16 protein-coding genes and 1 pseudogene are annotated in these 15,998 nt (G+C 64.2%); 10 read left to right on the forward strand and 7 right to left on the reverse strand.

What is annotated here, in order from left to right; translation table 11 throughout:
- Positions 1-209: 209 nt before the first annotated feature.
- Positions 210-2,843: a magnesium-translocating P-type ATPase gene (gene mgtA, locus ACWEFV_RS22545; protein WP_450071915.1), complete on the forward strand. Its 2,634-nt coding sequence runs from the start codon at positions 210-212 to the stop codon at positions 2,841-2,843.
- Positions 2,844-2,874: 31 nt separating this feature from the next.
- Here mgtA and ACWEFV_RS22550 read toward each other — a convergent pair whose 3' ends face one another.
- Positions 2,875-3,807, reverse strand: coding sequence for a L,D-transpeptidase (locus ACWEFV_RS22550; protein ID WP_450071800.1), 933 nt, complete (start codon positions 3,805-3,807; stop codon positions 2,875-2,877).
- A 380-nt stretch (positions 3,808-4,187) separates the two neighbouring features.
- Here ACWEFV_RS22550 and ACWEFV_RS22555 point away from each other — a divergent pair, with 380 nt between their 5' ends.
- From ACWEFV_RS22555 to ACWEFV_RS22565, 3 genes are all read left to right on the forward strand, one after another.
- Positions 4,188-5,705 (forward strand): multicopper oxidase family protein, encoded by a 1,518-nt coding sequence (locus tag ACWEFV_RS22555; RefSeq protein WP_450071801.1) that lies wholly within the window; start codon positions 4,188-4,190, stop codon positions 5,703-5,705.
- 122 nt (positions 5,706-5,827) lie between these two features.
- Entirely contained in the window at positions 5,828-6,217 is a 390-nt protein-coding gene (locus ACWEFV_RS22560; protein ID WP_135454656.1) for a BlaI/MecI/CopY family transcriptional regulator, read from the forward strand.
- Positions 6,214-7,152: a M56 family metallopeptidase gene (locus ACWEFV_RS22565; protein ID WP_450071802.1), complete on the forward strand. Its 939-nt coding sequence runs from the start codon at positions 6,214-6,216 to the stop codon at positions 7,150-7,152. Before ACWEFV_RS22560 ends, ACWEFV_RS22565 begins: the two co-directional genes overlap by 4 nt.
- A 2-nt stretch (positions 7,153-7,154) precedes the next feature.
- On the opposite strand, the gene ACWEFV_RS22570 is transcribed toward ACWEFV_RS22565, so the two are convergent.
- Together ACWEFV_RS22570 and ripB are read right to left on the reverse strand one after the other, a co-directional pair.
- A complete protein-coding gene (locus ACWEFV_RS22570) occupies positions 7,155-7,574 on the reverse strand; it encodes a hypothetical protein (protein ID WP_450071916.1) in 420 nt (139 codons plus the stop codon).
- Positions 7,575-7,595: 21 nt separating this feature from the next.
- Positions 7,596-8,330 carry an NlpC/P60 family peptidoglycan endopeptidase RipB gene (ripB, locus tag ACWEFV_RS22575; protein ID WP_450071803.1) on the reverse strand — a complete coding sequence of 245 codons (735 nt, stop codon included), beginning with the start codon at positions 8,328-8,330 and terminating at the stop codon, positions 7,596-7,598.
- A 281-nt stretch (positions 8,331-8,611) separates the two neighbouring features.
- Here ripB and ACWEFV_RS22580 point away from each other — a divergent pair, with 281 nt between their 5' ends.
- Both ACWEFV_RS22580 and ACWEFV_RS22585 read left to right on the forward strand, forming a co-directional pair.
- Positions 8,612-9,001: a hypothetical protein gene (locus ACWEFV_RS22580; RefSeq protein ID WP_450071804.1), complete on the forward strand. Its 390-nt coding sequence runs from the start codon at positions 8,612-8,614 to the stop codon at positions 8,999-9,001.
- A gap of 289 nt (positions 9,002-9,290) precedes the next feature.
- On the forward strand, positions 9,291-9,692 hold the full coding sequence (locus tag ACWEFV_RS22585; RefSeq protein WP_135454665.1) for a hypothetical protein: 402 nt from the start codon (positions 9,291-9,293) through the stop codon (positions 9,690-9,692).
- Positions 9,693-9,719: 27 nt separating this feature from the next.
- Here the strand turns inward: ACWEFV_RS22585 and ACWEFV_RS22590 are convergent, their stop codons facing one another.
- The 3 genes from ACWEFV_RS22590 to ACWEFV_RS22600 are packed head-to-tail and all read right to left on the reverse strand — an operon-like array spanning position 9,720 to position 12,973.
- Positions 9,720-10,838 carry a hypothetical protein gene (locus tag ACWEFV_RS22590; RefSeq protein ID WP_450071805.1) on the reverse strand — a complete coding sequence of 373 codons (1,119 nt, stop codon included), beginning with the start codon at positions 10,836-10,838 and terminating at the stop codon, positions 9,720-9,722.
- A 15-nt stretch (positions 10,839-10,853) separates the two neighbouring features.
- Positions 10,854-11,948 carry a phosphotransferase gene (locus ACWEFV_RS22595; RefSeq protein WP_450071806.1) on the reverse strand — a complete coding sequence of 365 codons (1,095 nt, stop codon included), beginning with the start codon at positions 11,946-11,948 and terminating at the stop codon, positions 10,854-10,856.
- On the reverse strand, positions 11,945-12,973 hold the full coding sequence (locus ACWEFV_RS22600) for an NADP-dependent oxidoreductase (RefSeq protein WP_135454671.1): 1,029 nt from the start codon (positions 12,971-12,973) through the stop codon (positions 11,945-11,947). Before ACWEFV_RS22600 ends, ACWEFV_RS22595 begins: the two co-directional genes overlap by 4 nt.
- 122 nt (positions 12,974-13,095) lie before the next feature.
- Here ACWEFV_RS22600 and ACWEFV_RS22605 point away from each other — a divergent pair, with 122 nt between their 5' ends.
- The 3 genes and pseudogenes from ACWEFV_RS22605 to ACWEFV_RS22615 all read left to right on the forward strand — a co-directional run bounded on the left by ACWEFV_RS22605 (position 13,096) and on the right by ACWEFV_RS22615 (position 14,303).
- On the forward strand, positions 13,096-13,776 hold the full coding sequence (locus ACWEFV_RS22605; RefSeq protein ID WP_450071807.1) for a TetR family transcriptional regulator: 681 nt from the start codon (positions 13,096-13,098) through the stop codon (positions 13,774-13,776).
- 38 nt (positions 13,777-13,814) lie between these two features.
- Positions 13,815-13,904, forward strand: a pseudogene (locus ACWEFV_RS22610) (phytanoyl-CoA dioxygenase family protein); the annotation flags it as partial.
- 36 nt (positions 13,905-13,940) lie between these two features.
- Entirely contained in the window at positions 13,941-14,303 is a 363-nt protein-coding gene (locus tag ACWEFV_RS22615) for a metallopeptidase family protein (protein ID WP_450071808.1), read from the forward strand.
- Positions 14,304-14,307: 4 nt separating this feature from the next.
- Here ACWEFV_RS22615 and ACWEFV_RS22620 read toward each other — a convergent pair whose 3' ends face one another.
- The gene (locus tag ACWEFV_RS22620; protein ID WP_450071809.1) at positions 14,308-15,393 is read right to left on the reverse strand and encodes an SDR family oxidoreductase; all 1,086 of its coding nucleotides are present in this window, start codon (positions 15,391-15,393) and stop codon (positions 14,308-14,310) included.
- Between the two features lie 166 nt (positions 15,394-15,559).
- Between ACWEFV_RS22620 and ACWEFV_RS22625 the strand changes: the two genes are divergently transcribed.
- The gene (locus tag ACWEFV_RS22625; RefSeq protein ID WP_450071810.1) at positions 15,560-15,946 is read left to right on the forward strand and encodes a hypothetical protein; all 387 of its coding nucleotides are present in this window, start codon (positions 15,560-15,562) and stop codon (positions 15,944-15,946) included.
- The last annotated feature ends 52 nt before the right edge of the window (positions 15,947-15,998 follow it).

Here is a 15,998-nt window from a genome sequence, read left to right on the forward strand (position 1 = left end):
ATAGGCCGCCGCACCTTTGAGCTCGAGGTGCCAACCGGTGCCGCCGAGGGTCCCGGCCGGATGGCCGAAGCTCGGAGACACGACGTGGCCGGCAGACACACGAGTAGTCGGCTACGCGACCAGGCGGTGTGACCACTGACTTGTTGCGTTGCGCTCACGTCAAAACCGGTGCAGCAAACCGGTGTGGCGGATTAGGCTCCGAGCATCCACTGGTGACGAACTGTGGGGGCACCATCGATACGGTGACCGCGGGCCAGGCCGCATCAGCCCCGTTGTCGGAGCTGATGTCGACGCTGCATACGCAATCTGAGGGTCTGTCGTCGGCGGAGGCAGCCGCACGTCTGTCCGAGCATGGGCCGAACATCATTCGCACGCATCACGTCAGTGCCTGGGCAGTGCTCAGACGACAACTGAACAATGCTGTGCTGATCCTGTTGGCCGTGACCGCCGTGGCCTCGGCCTTTCTCGGCGACGCCACGCAGTCGATCATCATCGGAATCATCCTGGTGATCAGCATCGGGCTCGGATTCGTCAACGAGTACCGGGCAGAACGGGCCACTGAAGCCCTGCATTCACGGGTGCAGCACACCGCAGTCGCGCGCCGTGACGGGAAGGCCGTCAAGGTTGATGTGACCGAGTTGGTGCCCGGGGACGTCATCCAACTCACGCTGGGCGAGGCGGTGCCCGCTGATGTCAGGCTGTTCGATGTCAACGGTCTCGAGTGCAACGAGGGCATTCTGACCGGTGAGTCGATGACCGCACAGAAGTCGGCCGATGTGGTGGCGATGGACACCGCGCTGGCCGATGCGACGGATCTCGCCTTCATGGGCACCATCGTCAGCGAGGGCACCGGCATGGGTGTCGTGTACGCGACCGGCGCTGACGCTGAGTTCGGCCGGATCGCGGTCGGACTGAGCCAGAATGCGCCCGAGACCGACTTCCAAGCGGGTCTGCGGAAGTTCTCCTATCTGCTGCTCTACGTGGCGTTGACGCTGACCGTGTTCATCGTGCTGGCCAACGTGATGCTGCGCCGGCCGGTCATCGACTCGGTACTGTTCGCGCTGGCGATCGCGGTCGGCATCACTCCGCAACTGTTGCCGGCCGTGGTCAGCAGCGGCCTCGCCGCCGGGTCGCGGGAACTGGCCAAACGCAAGGTCTTGGTCAAGCGTTTGGTGAGCATCGAGGATCTGGGTGACATCGATGTCCTGATCACCGACAAGACCGGAACTTTGACCGACGGCCGCATCAGCTTCATCGATGCCGTTGACGCCGCGGGTGCCCATTCCGAAGATGGCCTGCGTTATGGGTTGCTGGCGACCGACGTGGACCCGGCGACCGGGGGAGCCAGCGGCAACGAGATGGATGCCGCACTGTGGCAGGCGAACGGTGTCGACGCCGGGGCGTTGACTGCGGGCGTCCGCCAGATCGCGGTTCTTCCCTTCGATCACACGCGACGGTCCACCACGACGCTTGTCGACGACCCCGAGCGCGACCAGCGGACACTGATCACCAAGGGGGCACCCGAGCAGGTGCTGGCCAGGTGCGCCCAGGTGCCGGAGTCGGCTCACGAAACGCTCGACCGACTGTTCGCCCAAGGCCGACGGGTAGTCGCAGTCGCGGTCAAGCCTGCGTCCGGACTGGAGACGGTGACCCCATCCGATGAAACCGACCTCCGCCTGGCCGGGTTTCTGTCCTTTGCCGACAACCCCAAGTCGGCCGCGCGAGAGTCGCTGGCCAAATTGGCCGAACTGGAAATCGATGTGAAAGTCGCCACCGGAGACAATCCGCTGGTCGCCGAAAAAGTCTGTGCCGAACTCGGTTTGGCGTCGAAAGGCACGATCACCGGCGTCGAGATGGACAAACTCGACGACCGCGAATTCGATCGGATGGTCACCCAGGCAACCATTTTCGCCCGCGTCACCCCGGAGCAGAAGGCACGGGTGATCGCCTCGGCGCGCAAACAGGGACGTTCGGTCGGTTTCCTCGGTGATGGTGTGAACGACGCGCTGGCCCTTCACGCGGCCGATGTCGGCATCTCGGTGGACTCAGCGACCGACGTCGCCAAGGACGCCGCCGATGTCGTGCTCCTGGAGAAGGATCTCGGCGTTCTCGCCGATGGTGTGTCGGAAGGACGACGCATCTTCGCCAACACGATCAAGTACGTATTGATGGGCACATCAAGCAATTTCGGCAACATGTTCAGCGCCGCCGCGGCCTCCGCAGTGCTGCCGTTTCTCCCGATGCTGCCCGGGCAGATCCTGCTGAACAACCTGCTCTACGACAGTTCCCAGCTGGCCATCCCCACCGACCACGCGGATCCGGAGCAACTGCACGCTCCGTCACACTGGAACATCGCGTTCATCAGGCGTTTCATGCTGACATTCGGGCCGATCAGTTCGTTGTTCGACTTCCTGACCTTCGGCTTGATGCTCGGCGTGCTGCACGCGGCTCCCGCCGAGTTTCGCACCGGGTGGTTCGTGGAGTCATTGGCCACCCAGACGCTGATCATCTTCGTCATCCGAACCCGGCGCATTCCGTTCTTCCGCAGCGTGCCGAGCGGTCCGCTGGTTGCGACGACCTTTGGTGCAATCGCGATCGGGATCGCGCTGACCTTGTCGCCATTGGCATCTCGCTTGGGTTTCGCACCCCTGCCGTGGCAGTTCTTTGCTGCACTCGTGCTACTGACCGTGGGCTACCTGATCTTGGTCGAGTTCACCAAGAAGGTGTTCTATGCCGATCCGCTGCATCTTGCGGGTGCGCCGGTTCGTACCCGCGGGCGTCTTCATCGCGTCGAACGCCGAGCCTCCAGGTTCGTACACCATCCGAGTTCGGCCACCCGATAATGGGCTGCCGCCCTGGGGTCCGGCACATGGATCAGATCTGCCAGTCTTGCGCGCCGTCCGGCTGGTTGTAGAGGCCGACGGAATTCTTGACGACGACAGGGTCGCCACTGCCGAAGTGGTCGAAGAACCATTGCGCGTTCGCAGGGCTGAGATTGGGGCAGCCGTGGCTGACATTGCGTTTGCCCTGAGCGCCGACCGACCAGGGGGCGCTGTGCGCGAAAATCCCTGTGTTGCTGAGGCGGACAGCATTCTCGACTTTGAGCTTGTAACCTTCGGCCGAGTTCACCGGAACTCCGTACGTTGACGAATCCATGATGATGTCGGCGAACTTCTCCAACACATAGTAGGTGCCGTTGGGGGTTTCATAGCCTGGCTTTCCCAGGGAGACGGGAAACGTCTTTTCCAGAACGCCGTTACGGTGGATCTGCATCTGATGAGTGTCGTCATCGATGGTGGCCACAAGTGCATCGCCGACCCGGAAACTGGACTTCGTGCCTGCGGCATCAATGTTTACGACGGTGCCCGAGGGCCAGAAATCGATTGGCCGCCAACGTACTTGAGTGTCGCTCATCCAGTAGAACTTGCCGGGCACCGGAGGGTTGGAAGAGATGTGAATCGCATCCTCGGCCATCTGGCGGTCGGCGATCGGCCGCTGGAACGTGATGGAGATCGGTTTTGCGACACCGACCGTCGACCCGTTGGCAGGGTTGAACGCCGGTGGCAGAAACGGCGGCTCGCCGCTGAACGGCATGGGGTTCTGTCCGGCCGGGGTGCCGACATTGGCCGCCGCGCCGAACGGGTTGAGCCAGGGCATCGGAGCCGGGTCGAGTTGTGGTGCCGGTTCGACGGGCTGGGGCGGGCCCGCGGGCTCTGCCAGGGCAGAAGTGCCGGCGACCGTTGACGCGGTGACCATCACGGTCGCCGCGATCGCGGTGATCCACAGGTGTCTGGTGCGGTGCTGCACTAGGCCTCCATCGACGATGTGTCCTTGATGACCGCGCCCGGTTGGGCGGATTCATGACGCCGCCCAGTCTACTAGCTACGTACGGGGATAGTAGATAGCGTGGGCCGGGGGCGATTGCTCGCCGTCGAGCCTGTCCGCCGAAAATATTTGTTTGCCATAGCATTTGTGAAGAATCCGTAAAGCTCTGCACGTAACCGCCACGGCTCTGACCTGCTAGATCAGAGCGTACGTAGTTATCCAATACGGGGCTTATGCGTAGGTTGTTGTGTGTTCGATATGAGTTTCGGCTCCCGCACCACAAACGCGATGGGCGGTTTTCTTCAACGAACCTTCACAAGACCCATACCGATTCACTGAGCTCTGTGGTCAGGGTGGAGGACATGCCTGACATCGCCAATCCGCCCCGGCTCAGTCGCCGGGGATTTTTCGTGGCGACCGCCACTCTGAGCGCCACAGCTATCGCGGGGTGTCAGCGCGACACCGGTGCCACATCAGCCAGTGCGGGTGCCCGAGATGCGATCGCCGTGGCCGAAGCCCGTCGTCCGCACAGCGGACGCACCGTCTCCACCACATTGACCGCCCAGCGCACGCGGGTGGATCTCGGCGGCACGATCGCCGACACCATCGCATACAACGACATGGTGCCGGGGCCGCTCCTGCGAGCATCGGTCGGTGATGAACTGGAGGTCACGGTACGCAACAGGCTCGGCCATGCGTCCTCGGTGCACTGGCACGGCCTCGCGCTACGCAACGACATGGACGGCGCGTCGCCGGCCACTCCCGATATTGCCGACGGCCGCGACTTCACCTACCGGTTCTCGGTGTCACATCCCGGGACGTATTGGGCCCATCCACACACCGGGCTTGATGCGGACACCGGCCTGTACTTCCCGGTGATCGTCGACGACCCGAATGACCCGGGCCGATATGACGCCGAATGGGTGGTGACGCTTGATGATTGGACGGATGGCGTCGGTCTGAGCCCCGCTCAGATCTATGACCGGCTACGCATGCCGTCGGGAGAAGGGCACGCGATGCCGGGTATGGACGGTGAGGCGGGGATGGGCTCGATGGGTGCCCACGACCGTTCACCGCTCGGCGGCGACGCGGGTGACGTCGACTACCCGATGTACGTGGTCAATGGCCGTAATGCCAAGAACCCCACCAGCGTCCGGGTGCGCCCTGGCCAGCGGGTGCGGATCCGGCTGATCAACGCCGGCTCCGACACCGCGTTCCGGGTCGCGCTGGCCGGGCACCAAATGACCGTCACCCACACCGATGGATTCGCCGTGGTTCCCGCTGAGGTGGACGCCCTGCTGATCGGGATGGGCGAGCGCTATGACGTGGTGGTCACGGCGCGAGACGGGGTATTCCCACTGGTCGCGGTCGCCGAGGGGAAGGATGCGTCGACGCGGGCGCTGTTGGTGACCGCCGAAGGTTCGACTCCGCCGCCCGACTATGCGCCGCCGGAATTGCAGGGCCGGCTCGGTACGGTCAGTTCCTTCACCGCCACCCCGGACGCCACCTTCGACTCGGCAGCCGCTGATGCCGAACTGCCCGTCGAACTGGGCGGCTCGATGGCCACCTATGACTGGACGATCAATGGCCGCACGTTCGTGAACGCTCAGCCCCTGACCGTGCGCGAAGGGCAACGTGTCGCAATGACATTCCGGAACTCTTCGATGATGTGGCATCCGATGCATCTGCACGGGCACACTTTTCAGGTTCTGGGTGACGACGGGCGCCCGGGTGCCCGCAAGGACACGCTCATCGTGCTGCCGATGCAGCGACAACGCGTGATATTCGCCGCTGACAACCCGGGAATTTGGATGTTGCACTGCCACAACACCTATCACCAGGAGGGCGGGATGATGACGAGCCTCTCCTACGCCACCTGACCGGTGTTGAAGCCGGGGGAGTACTACGTACTAGCCTAAGTAGTAGTTACGGAGCTCGCGTCGAGGCGCGTCACGCGCCTCGACGCGAGGTACGCTCAGTTCACCGATCGTGGAGGGGTGCAGTGCGCGTACGAGGGTTCGGCGAACTCGAAGCCGACATCATGGATCGCATCTGGAATCGCGGTGACGCTGCGGTCACGGTCCGCGAGGTCTTCGACGAGCTCGCCGAGGAGCGCCGGATCGCCTACACCACAGTGATGTCGACGATGGACAACCTGCACACAAAGGGCTGGCTGGAGCGCGACCGCGACGGGCGTGCCTATCGGTACTGGCCGACGTTGAACCGCGAGCAGCACTCGGCTCAGTTGATGCGTGCGGCACTCGACGGCGGTGGCCGTTCCGATTTGGTGCTCGGCTACTTCATCGAGCAGATCGACCCGGAGGATTCCGATCGATTGCGTGCCGCGCTACGTTCATTGGCGCGCCGGTCCGCCAGGGCGAAGAAGCGGTGAACGTCGCCGCGGGCCTGCTGATCTACAGCGTGGCGGTGGTGCTGCTGGCACCGATGCTGCTCAGCGCCCTCACCCGCGGCGGTTCAGCCCCGAGATTCGGTGTGGCGGCGTGGTTGACCGCCATCGCGAGCGTATTGGCGACCTGGATCTTGATTCCGATACTGGTCATCGGCGACGTGGTGTTCCACGGAGGCCAGCGCAGATCTCTGTTGGCGTCCTGTGTGGAGTTGCTCTGCGATATCGCGGCCGGCCGCGCCGGCATCGTGGCGCAGGCGACGGTGGTCGTCGTCGCCGTTGCGCTGATCGTGGCGGTTGGTGGTTTCGGGACGCAGGCGCTACGGACCATCCGGCGGCTGCGCGCCCATGCCCATGGTCACGCTCAAGCTGTTCGGCTCGTGGGACGTCCGGCAGGCCCGCGTGATGTCTTCATCGTCGACGCCGATGAGTGCACCGCGTACTGTGTGGCCGGCGCGCCGCCCGCGATCGTGGTCACGACCGGCGCAATTGCCGCGCTCGGCAGCGATGAGCTGGCTGCCGTGCTCGCCCATGAGCGAGCGCACCTGGATGGGCATCATCTGAAGATCGTGACGGCGCTGCGCGGGTTGGCGATGGTGTTCCCAAGGGTCAAGCTGATAACCCGAGGCGCGCTTGATGTCGCTCGGCTGTTGGAGATGTGCGCAGACGATGCCGCGGCGCGCCGCTTTGGGGAGCACACCCTGCTGACCGGACTGATGGCTCTCGCCGGAGCCACACCTGCCCAGGCACTCGGGGCCGCCGATGTGGCGTTGCTGAACCGCGCTGAACGTCTTGCGCTGCCACCCGCACCGTGGACCCGGCTCGGTTCGCGTGCGGGTCTTTTCGGGGCGATGACGGTGATCGCTCTCGCCCCGATCGCAACGTTCGCGCTGGGGGCATCGGGCCAGTTCTGTCGCTGACGTCAGTGCTCGCGCTCGAACACAACGAGCGTGTCCGCCAGGTGGCCGTCGACGAAATACGCCCGGCAGGTGAAGGGATCCGAAATCGCACTGCCGGCCTCGGTCTGCGCGTCGACCGTTCCTGACACGTTCCATACGGTGATACGTGAGTGCTCGACGCCCTTCAGCGGCTCGTCGGTGGTCAACGGGAACAAGTCCCGACTGTCGGGCTCGAGGTCACTGAGCTTCGACTCCACGTCGGTGAGCTGTGCGGTCGCGGGCGTCACCAGCTTGCCGCGCACATCGGTCTCGCAACGATCCTGAGCCTCGCGACCCGCCGCGTCCACGAGACCAAAGCCATGTGTTCTCACGGCGATCACAGCGACGACGCCCAAAATGAGTGCACACGCCAGTAGCCACAACGGGACTCGTCGACCGGTCATGCTCACCTGGCGATTATCGCGTCAGTATTCAATGATGCGGGTGACATTGGGTGTCATCCCCGATTTGCGGACCGGCGAGATCTTGACCGGGACACCTGTCTGCTGGGCCTCGATCATTTGACCGTTGCCGAGGTAGAGCGCCTCGTGTTGTCCACCGCCGGGTCCCCAGAACAGGAGGTCGCCCCGCTTGGCCTGTGACGGCGCGAGTTGGCGTCCCGCGGTGTATTGGTCGCCCGAATAGCGGGGTAGCAGCACGCCGACACCGGCGAACGCGTAACGGGTCAGTCCAGAACAGTCGAACCCGACGGTGCCGGCTCCAGAATCGACCCCTCGGCTGGGCCCGGTCAAGCTGCCGCCTCCCCAGGAATAGGGCACTCCGAGTTGGGTGCCGGCCCTCCGGATGACGTACTCGACAGCCTGTCTGCCATACACACGGTTGCCGCGGAGTACGGGAGCCGCCGCACCGGTGTCAGCCGGTGCGAGTCCCAGGCTCCCCAAGAATTTTCGCCCCATGTCAAAGGTTGTCTGCGCCGCAAAAGCGCTTGCCTGTAACGACGCATTGGCGATGGCCACCGGATCGCCGGGCGCACCCGCGCTGAGCAGGTTGGGCAGAGTGGGATCCCACTGTCCGGCGTTGGGTTCGGCGTGGGCGAGCGGCGACCCTATCAACGCCAGCGAGGCTGCAGCCAAAACCCCTGTGCGCAAAAGTGTTCGACGTTCGCAGGAGATCTGGTCCGAGCGCGGATTGGAAGGCATGGTCCCGCAGTTCCTTTCCGCCCTGGGTCGGCCGTGGCCGATCCGGTATCGGACCATTCAATAACTACGTAGTAACTACGTACGTACGTACTCTACATCACAATAATCACGTGAGTCCCACTCGCAACAAAATTGCACTTCTGTAATTCCTTGTAGAGGTTGCGGTTTGGTATCGAGCCCGGCGACGGCCGGGTCCCCGAATGGCGTAGTCGACTACGCGGTACGCCGCGGTTTTGGCCAATCAGAATTGGAGAGGAGGCGACACCATTCAAGGGGGAGCGATGAATCCCGATCTATTGCCCGAAGACTTGCGGGATGATCGCCGGCTGCGTGCCGAGGAAGCCGACTACCCGATCAGGCAGGTCAATCCCGTCACCGGATACCGCACCGTGCTGTACCGATCTGGTACCGACGTGGATTTCCTCGGCTGGATCGAACTGGTGAATGAGGACCGCACTGCGGGCTACATCTACATCCGGCGGCCCGTGCAAAGCTGCTACCTGGGGCTCGATCGCTACGTGGTGATGGATGTGGTCCCCGAGTTGCTGGAATCGCTGCTGCGGATCTTGCAGAGTGGGGAGCCGCTTCAGCTCAAGTTCTTTCACGGGGCGGCCGAACTCGAGCCGGCCGCGTTCCTGATGCACCGGGGCCAGGTGGACAGTCCCCGATGACCGGGTGCCCCAGAACAGGTAGCGGAATACTCATGGCACCTGCACCGCCGGTCCATACGCTTGTGGACATCGGGATGCAGAAGGGACGCCGGTGATGATCGTCTTGACGGATACCGTCCAAACCTGGGGCCATACGGCCACCGTTCACTACTCGCACGCGCCGCGCTCCGTCGTCGCTCAATCGAACCTTGCGTTGCACATGGAGTTCAACGTAGATCTTCCGCCCAAACCGATTTTCCGGAGCTTCGGGTTCTTTCGTACTGCCGTTGTCGGTGGATCAACCGTCACCGTGAACGGACCGTCTCTTGTCGCGGTCGGCGTGACCGAGCTGCATTTCGACCTCATGACGGACAACGGCGCATCGGTGTCGGTCGTCAATCAGTTCGATACCAGCGGGACCTTCTCCGGCCCGCCACTTCCGGCCGTCAGTGTCCGGAGGATCTCATTTCACCGCCCGGTGAACGGAACAACTGCGTACGCGCACACGACCAAGGTCTATTCCGGTGGGCGCGACATCAGCGAGCACGAAGCTGTCGAGACCGCAACGGCGACACTGAAATCGCTCGGTCTCGACCCCGCCGAGCTGATCATGAAAGTGACGACGGATGCCGATGTTGTGTCTCGGTTGCAGCGGCTCGACCCCGCGACGAATGAACTGGTCGACGAGGTGACCGATCCGCGAATCAGCTAGCGAAGTTCCGCGACGACAGTAGGTGCCTCAGGATCGGTGGCCGTCCAGGAATCCGGTGAGCCCGGATGGCGCGTGCGGGCCGATGGCGATCTGCTCGACGACGCCGATTCCGGTGCGCTCGCCCATCGTTGCTTTGACGACGTTCTGTAGGTGGATCGAGGCGAAGTCGGTCGGGTCGAAGTCGTCGAGACGGATGGATTCCCGGCCGATTTCGAGTTGTCCGTGGTTGGAACCGTGTCCCCAGTGCGGATGCCAATAGCCGATGCCGCGCATCCGGAAGGTGAACAGCTTCTCCACCTCGATATGCGTCTCGCCCTCGACGGGATCGGTGAACCACAGGTGCGCCCGCCGGATTTCGCGTCGCCCCGGCTCCCAGTCGAGTTCGTAGCCGATGTCGTAGCACTCCCGCACACCGACCCGACTGCACGGTGAAGCCCCCGCCGGCAGCGGATCCAGGATCTGCGCGGTCTCCAACCATCGGCGCCCGTCCTCGTGCTCGTGGAAGGCGTAGTGGGTGAAGCGATCTTCGAAATGCAGTGGTGCCCAAAGCCAGAACACCTGGAACGGCATCGGTTGCCGGAGCACCGGCACCTGCTCGCCGACCGGCCGAACTCCCCAGGAACGGTCCCGGGTCCCGGGCACCGAACCCGCGTTGACGGCGGTGTCCTCACCGTCGACGCTGATCGTCCCCTCCCAGGTACCCCATTGGGTCAGGCGGGTGTGGTCGGTCAGGATGATGCCCTCGGCGGTTCGGCGCGTTTGTCGTGGTTCCTCGATAGCGACCGTGGTGGCGCGGAACGTCAGGTCACAGGCGATGTTGTGTTCATTCGAGTCGACGATGTACCGGATGGTCCGCAGCGGTTCGGCCACCTCGATGCGGAACGGGCCGACGGTTGCCGACCTGTCCAGCGGCATGGCCCCGGAGGCGAAGATCGAGTGTTCCACGCCGTCTTTGACCAGACTGAACGCCGCGTCGATGACCCCACGAACCGGATAGTGTCCCATCGCCGCACCGAAGTAGAACTCGCCGTCGCGCTGATGACCGTTGAACCAGTAGCGGTCGTAGTGGTTGGGGTCGGCGCTGGCCGGCGTCGCGACCGGCTCAGCCGAGGAATGGATGGGGAAGTCGTCAAACGGTGTGAGCATCGGTCCTGTTTCTGTTCAGTTGCCCAGCAGGGAGAACGCGTCGAGGTCGGTGATCGCGGTGGCCGACCGTTCGGCCATGACCGTGAACATCCGGTCGCCGCGCTCGGAGGGCTGGCCTACCAGCGCACCGAGCACCGTGACGAAAGGCCCCTGGAACTGCGCGTAACGATAATCGTCCCAGCAACTTTCGAGGCTGTATCCGGTGACGCCGAGTTCGACCAACCGTCGGTGGTAGGCCTCGATGATCGAACGCTCGCCGGCGCGGCGGTCGGGTACTGACAGCCCCGGCGCGACGAGCAGCGCGACATCCCGCAGGGGTAGGCCGGTCGACATGACCTGCCAGTCCACCGCCACCACGGGATCGGCGGCACCCGCCTTGGCGAACAGCAGGTTGTCCAGGCGATAGTCACCATGCAGCAGTGCGAACGGTTCCCGGCGTCCGGCCGCCCAGGACATGAACTCGTCGGAATACCGCCGCAGTACCGTGGCGGTCTCGGGCTGCAGGGTGTACCGCTGCAGGAACTGGTCGGTGGCGTTGGCCAGCAGCTCGGCTGCGAACTCGGGCATCGCCGTCAGGTCGGGGATCAACCAGTCCAGCTCGCGCACCGCGGGGTCGTTCCAGGTGGAGGCGTGCAATCCGGCGGCGTTGACCGCCGCGGCCAGGGCTTCATCCACTGTGCAGCCGGCGATCTGATCACCCTGCTCGGCCGGGGCCAGATCTTCCAACAACAGCGTGAAGCCGTTGGCCTCCGCGTCGGAGGCCACGTAGTAGCAGCGGGGGAGCCGCGCACCGACCCGGTGTGCGTAGTCGCGGTAGAAGCTGGTTTCGCAGCGATAGCTGAGCGTGCCGGCTGCCCGGCTGTTGGCGTCGGTAGCCGGCAGCTTGATGATCAGCCGGTCGGGCCCGGTCCCGTCGGAGTAGTCGATGAACAGTCTTGAGCAGGAACCCATCTGACCGGTCCCAACGCGTTCCGCGGTCACCTGCCGCACGGTCGCAGCGATGCCGGACGAGTTCAGTGCCGCGGTGAGCCAGTGCGTGTCGACCTCGTCGGCAGTATCGACAACTCCCGGTGCAGGTACCGCGCTCCGGTCGGGATCCGTCGTCGTCACGCTTGGCCCGGTTCGTTGATCTTCACCAGCATCTTGCCGATGTTGGCGCCGTTGAACAGGCCGTTGAGGGCCTCGACGCTGGATTCCAGCCCCTCGTAAACGGTTTCGCGGTGCACCAGCAGCCCCGCTTGTTCCCAACCCTGCAGCGCGGCGAACGCCTCGTCGAAGCGCGCCCACTCTTCGAGTGCGATGAAGCCCTGCATCGTCGAGGCCGTGGCGAGCAGGTTCACGTAGTTGGACGGCCCGGGGTGATCGCCGTTGAGATAGCTGGAGATGAGGCCGCACATCACCACGCGCGCCTTGTGCGCAAGGTTGGCCAGCACCGCATTGAGAACATCCCCGCCCACATTGTCGAAGTAGACGTTGATCCCGTTGGGGCACGCTTCCTTCAGCGCGGCAGTCAGGTTGCCGGCCTTGTAGTCGACGCAGGCATCGAAGCCGAAATCCTCGACCACGACCCGGCATTTCTCCGGGCCTCCGGCGATACCGACCACCCGAGCACCAGCGATCTTGGCGATCTGGCCGGCCACCGACCCGGTGGCACCCGCGGCCGCCGAAACGACGACGGTCTCGCCCGCCTGCGGATTGCCGACACCCTTCATGCCGAAGTAGGCCGTCGCGCCGGTCGGTCCGTAGATCGACATCACGGCCAGCGGATCGGTGTATCCGACCACCAGCGTGCTGAACAGGTCATCGCGGATGATCGCGTAATCCTGCAGTCCGGTCAGGGTGGTCACGAGATCACCGACTTTGTAGGCATCACAACGTGATTCGACGACCTCGCCGATACCTGCCACCCGTACCACCTCGCCCAGCTCGAGGGGTGGAAGATAGCCGGGCTCGCCGTCCAGCCACGTGCGAGCGGCGGCGTCGATGCCGACATAGGTGGTACGCAGCAGCGCCTCGCCCTCCGCGGGTACTGGAGCGGGCACCGTCACCATCTCGGTGTCATCGGGAGACACCAGGCCATTGGGGCGGCGGCGCAACAGGACCTGACGGTTCTGGCGGTGCGCGGCGTCAGTCATGTTGCTGCTCATTTCTGTGACAGATCAAGGTGGTCGACTGAATTTTCATATTGATTCTTAGAACTCATATGGATTAACGTCAACCCCCAGATCGAGAGTGTCCCGCCTGGTAGGAGGATTCCGTGACCTCCAACGACCTAACGCCGCGGCGTGGCCGGCCGCCTCGAATCGACCAGAGCGCCATCGTGGCGGCGGTGTTGGAGATCGGTAGCGAGAACGTCACCATGCGCCGGGTCGCCGAGCATCTGGGCATCAGCCTTCCCGGGCTGTACCACCACGTGAAGAACCAGGACGATCTGCTGCGCCTCGCCGCCGAGAGCGCACTCGTCATGTCACCGCCGCCGCGGTACGCCGGCGAGCACTGGGCAACCTGGATGCGCAGTTACGCGTCCTACATCCGGACTGTGCTGGCGTCGGAGCCGGCATTGGTGGAGAAGTTCGTCACGGGCGGGGTGCGCGACGAAATGGAGATGGAATGCAACGGCGATGCGGTCGAGGCGCTCGCCGGGCACGGACTGGCGCCCGATGACGCGATGGCTGTGTGGGCCGCGGTGAGCGCGATGGCGATCGGCAGTGTCACCGAGGCGCATCGCGAACACCTTCACGCCGAAAGCGGACAGCCATGGCTGGCCCGGATCTTCAAACTTCTCGCCAAGCGTCCCGCCACCGATTATCCGACGTTGCGCGCGGTCGCCCAGTCCGGTTATGACCCGTTCAGCGAAGTCACCTTCCAGCAGCGAATGACCATGTTGCTCAACGGCATTGCAGTGCAATATGGACTACCGCCGGAGCCCGCGGGCTAGCTACCAGGCATCCGGCGGACCGGCCCGTCGTCGAGCATCTGGGTTACAGCATCCAGCCGCCGTTCATCGGCCAGGTCGACGGCATGTACCCCAACCGACTGCCCGAACCGGGAGCCCAGCCCGTCTGATGTGATGGTTGCCGCGATTCTGGCACCATTGGAGAGATGGACGCGGATTCGAGACTGGGTCTCAATGACCTGTTCGATGAGGCGATCAACGCCGCGCTGAGGTCGCTTCCGGCCGATCTGCGTGCGGCAATCAGCAACGTCGAGATCGTCGTCGAGGACGAGCCTCCCGACGGCCAGCCGCTGCTCGGCCTGTACCGCGGCGTACCGCTGTCACAAAGGACCAGCACCTACAGCGGAGCGCTCCCCGACAAGATCAGCGTCTTCGCGGGGCCGATCACGCGACTCGCCGCCGGCGACGCGGATCGTCTACGCCTCGAGATCAGGCACGTCGTGCTCCACGAGATCGCACATCACTTCGGAATCAGCGACAAACGACTGATCGAGATCGATCGCTACTGATGTGTCACTGGCCACCGGGCATGCGGCGGACCAGCCCGTCGTCGAGCATCTGCTGGAAGTGCTCGGTCACGGTCTGTTCGGCCGGCCGGTAGGCCAATCCCAGCTCGTCGCGGCTACGACTGTTGTCGAATGCCAACGGGTATCCGATGTTGCGATCGACGAACTGTCGAGTCAGCCCGGCTGCCGGGGCAATGGCTTTCACGAGCAGCTTGGGTGCGGTCATCCTCGGGAACGGATAGAACGGTCCGAACCGGCGGCGCAGCACCTTGCCGATCTCCAGGAGGCTCAGCGAATCGGCGTTGACGATATAGCGGTCGTGGGCCTCGGGGGTGAACCCGGCGCGCAGGTGGGCATCGGCGACGTCACGCACGTCCACCACGCCCATGGTCAACGCGGGAGCGCCGGCGAGCAGGGTGCCATCGGTGAACTGTTTCATCGTGCTCAGGCTGGCCGAATCGCTGGCGGTGGTGAGGGAAGGACCGAGCACCAGGCCCGGGTGGATGGTGACCATGTCCCAGCGGTCCTGCGCCTTTTGATACCGCCAGGCCTCCTGCTCCGCCACGGTCTTGGAATAGGGGTACGGCTGGTGGTCGACACTGCTGGTGGTGTTCCAGTGTTCATCGGTGAAGACACCGCCGGGGACGTCCCGTGTCTCACGGGCATCTCCGTAGATCGCGACCACGCTGCTGGTCAGCACCACACGTTTGACGCTGTCCGTGCGGTTGACCGCGTCCAGCACGTTGCGGGTGCCTTCGAGCGCCGGGCGGATCAGTGCTTCCTGCGCGTCCTTGTAGCCGGAGAGCAGGAACGGCGACGCGGTGTGCATGACGAGCTGACATCCGGCCATGGCCTCGTCGAAGCTGCCGGGCTCGAGCAGGTCCGCCTTGAACAACTTCAGCCGGCCGGGATGGTCAGCCGAAAGCTTGTGTAGGTGCTCGAGTCCGGACGTCTTCTGCGGGTTGCGCACTGTGCCGTGCACCGTGTGGCCGGCCTCCAGGAGATACCGGACGATCCAGCTGCCGATGTAACCACTGGCGCCTGTCACGAGCACCGGTGCGTCCGGGTCGATCGGGGTCCGGGGTGTGCTCATGGGGGTTCCTTCCGTTCGGACATCCGGGCGATATGCGGCCGCTGGCGCTGTCAGCCCCGCGGTGCCATTGGTCAAGTTTGCCCTGCGGCGAGCGCAGGGTGACAACAGTGCTCAATGTTGCTGGTTACTGGCCACTGCGTGGCCGATGTGGGGGACAGTTGCCAGTATGAGTAGCTCGAAAGTTCCCAAACCCAGCGATCTGAAATCAGCCGCTCAGGCGGCGGTCGGGACGGCCCAGTCCGCCGTGGAAGCCGCACAGGCCGTGGCGAGCGGTGCGCTGCGCATTCCACCCGCGTCGGCTCAGCTCGCCGCGCAGTTGCCCGATTTGCTGGAGAATCTCGCCGTCGCGACCGAACGGCTCAACACCACGATCGATCGGACCGAACGGTATATGGCCATGGCCGACCCGATGTTCCGTACGGTGGACCGCCTCCTGCCACAACTCGAATCGTTGATCAACACGGGCAATGATGTCTTCCGGATGTTGACCAACATCCCGGGCATCTCCACCCTGAACCGACTTACCGGCCGCGGTCAGGACGACCGGGGCTGACTGCGGTGGGTGCACCGATTCCCGGTTCACACGAAGACAATCCGCGCCACCG

The organism is Mycobacterium sp. NPDC004974, from assembly GCF_053600815.1.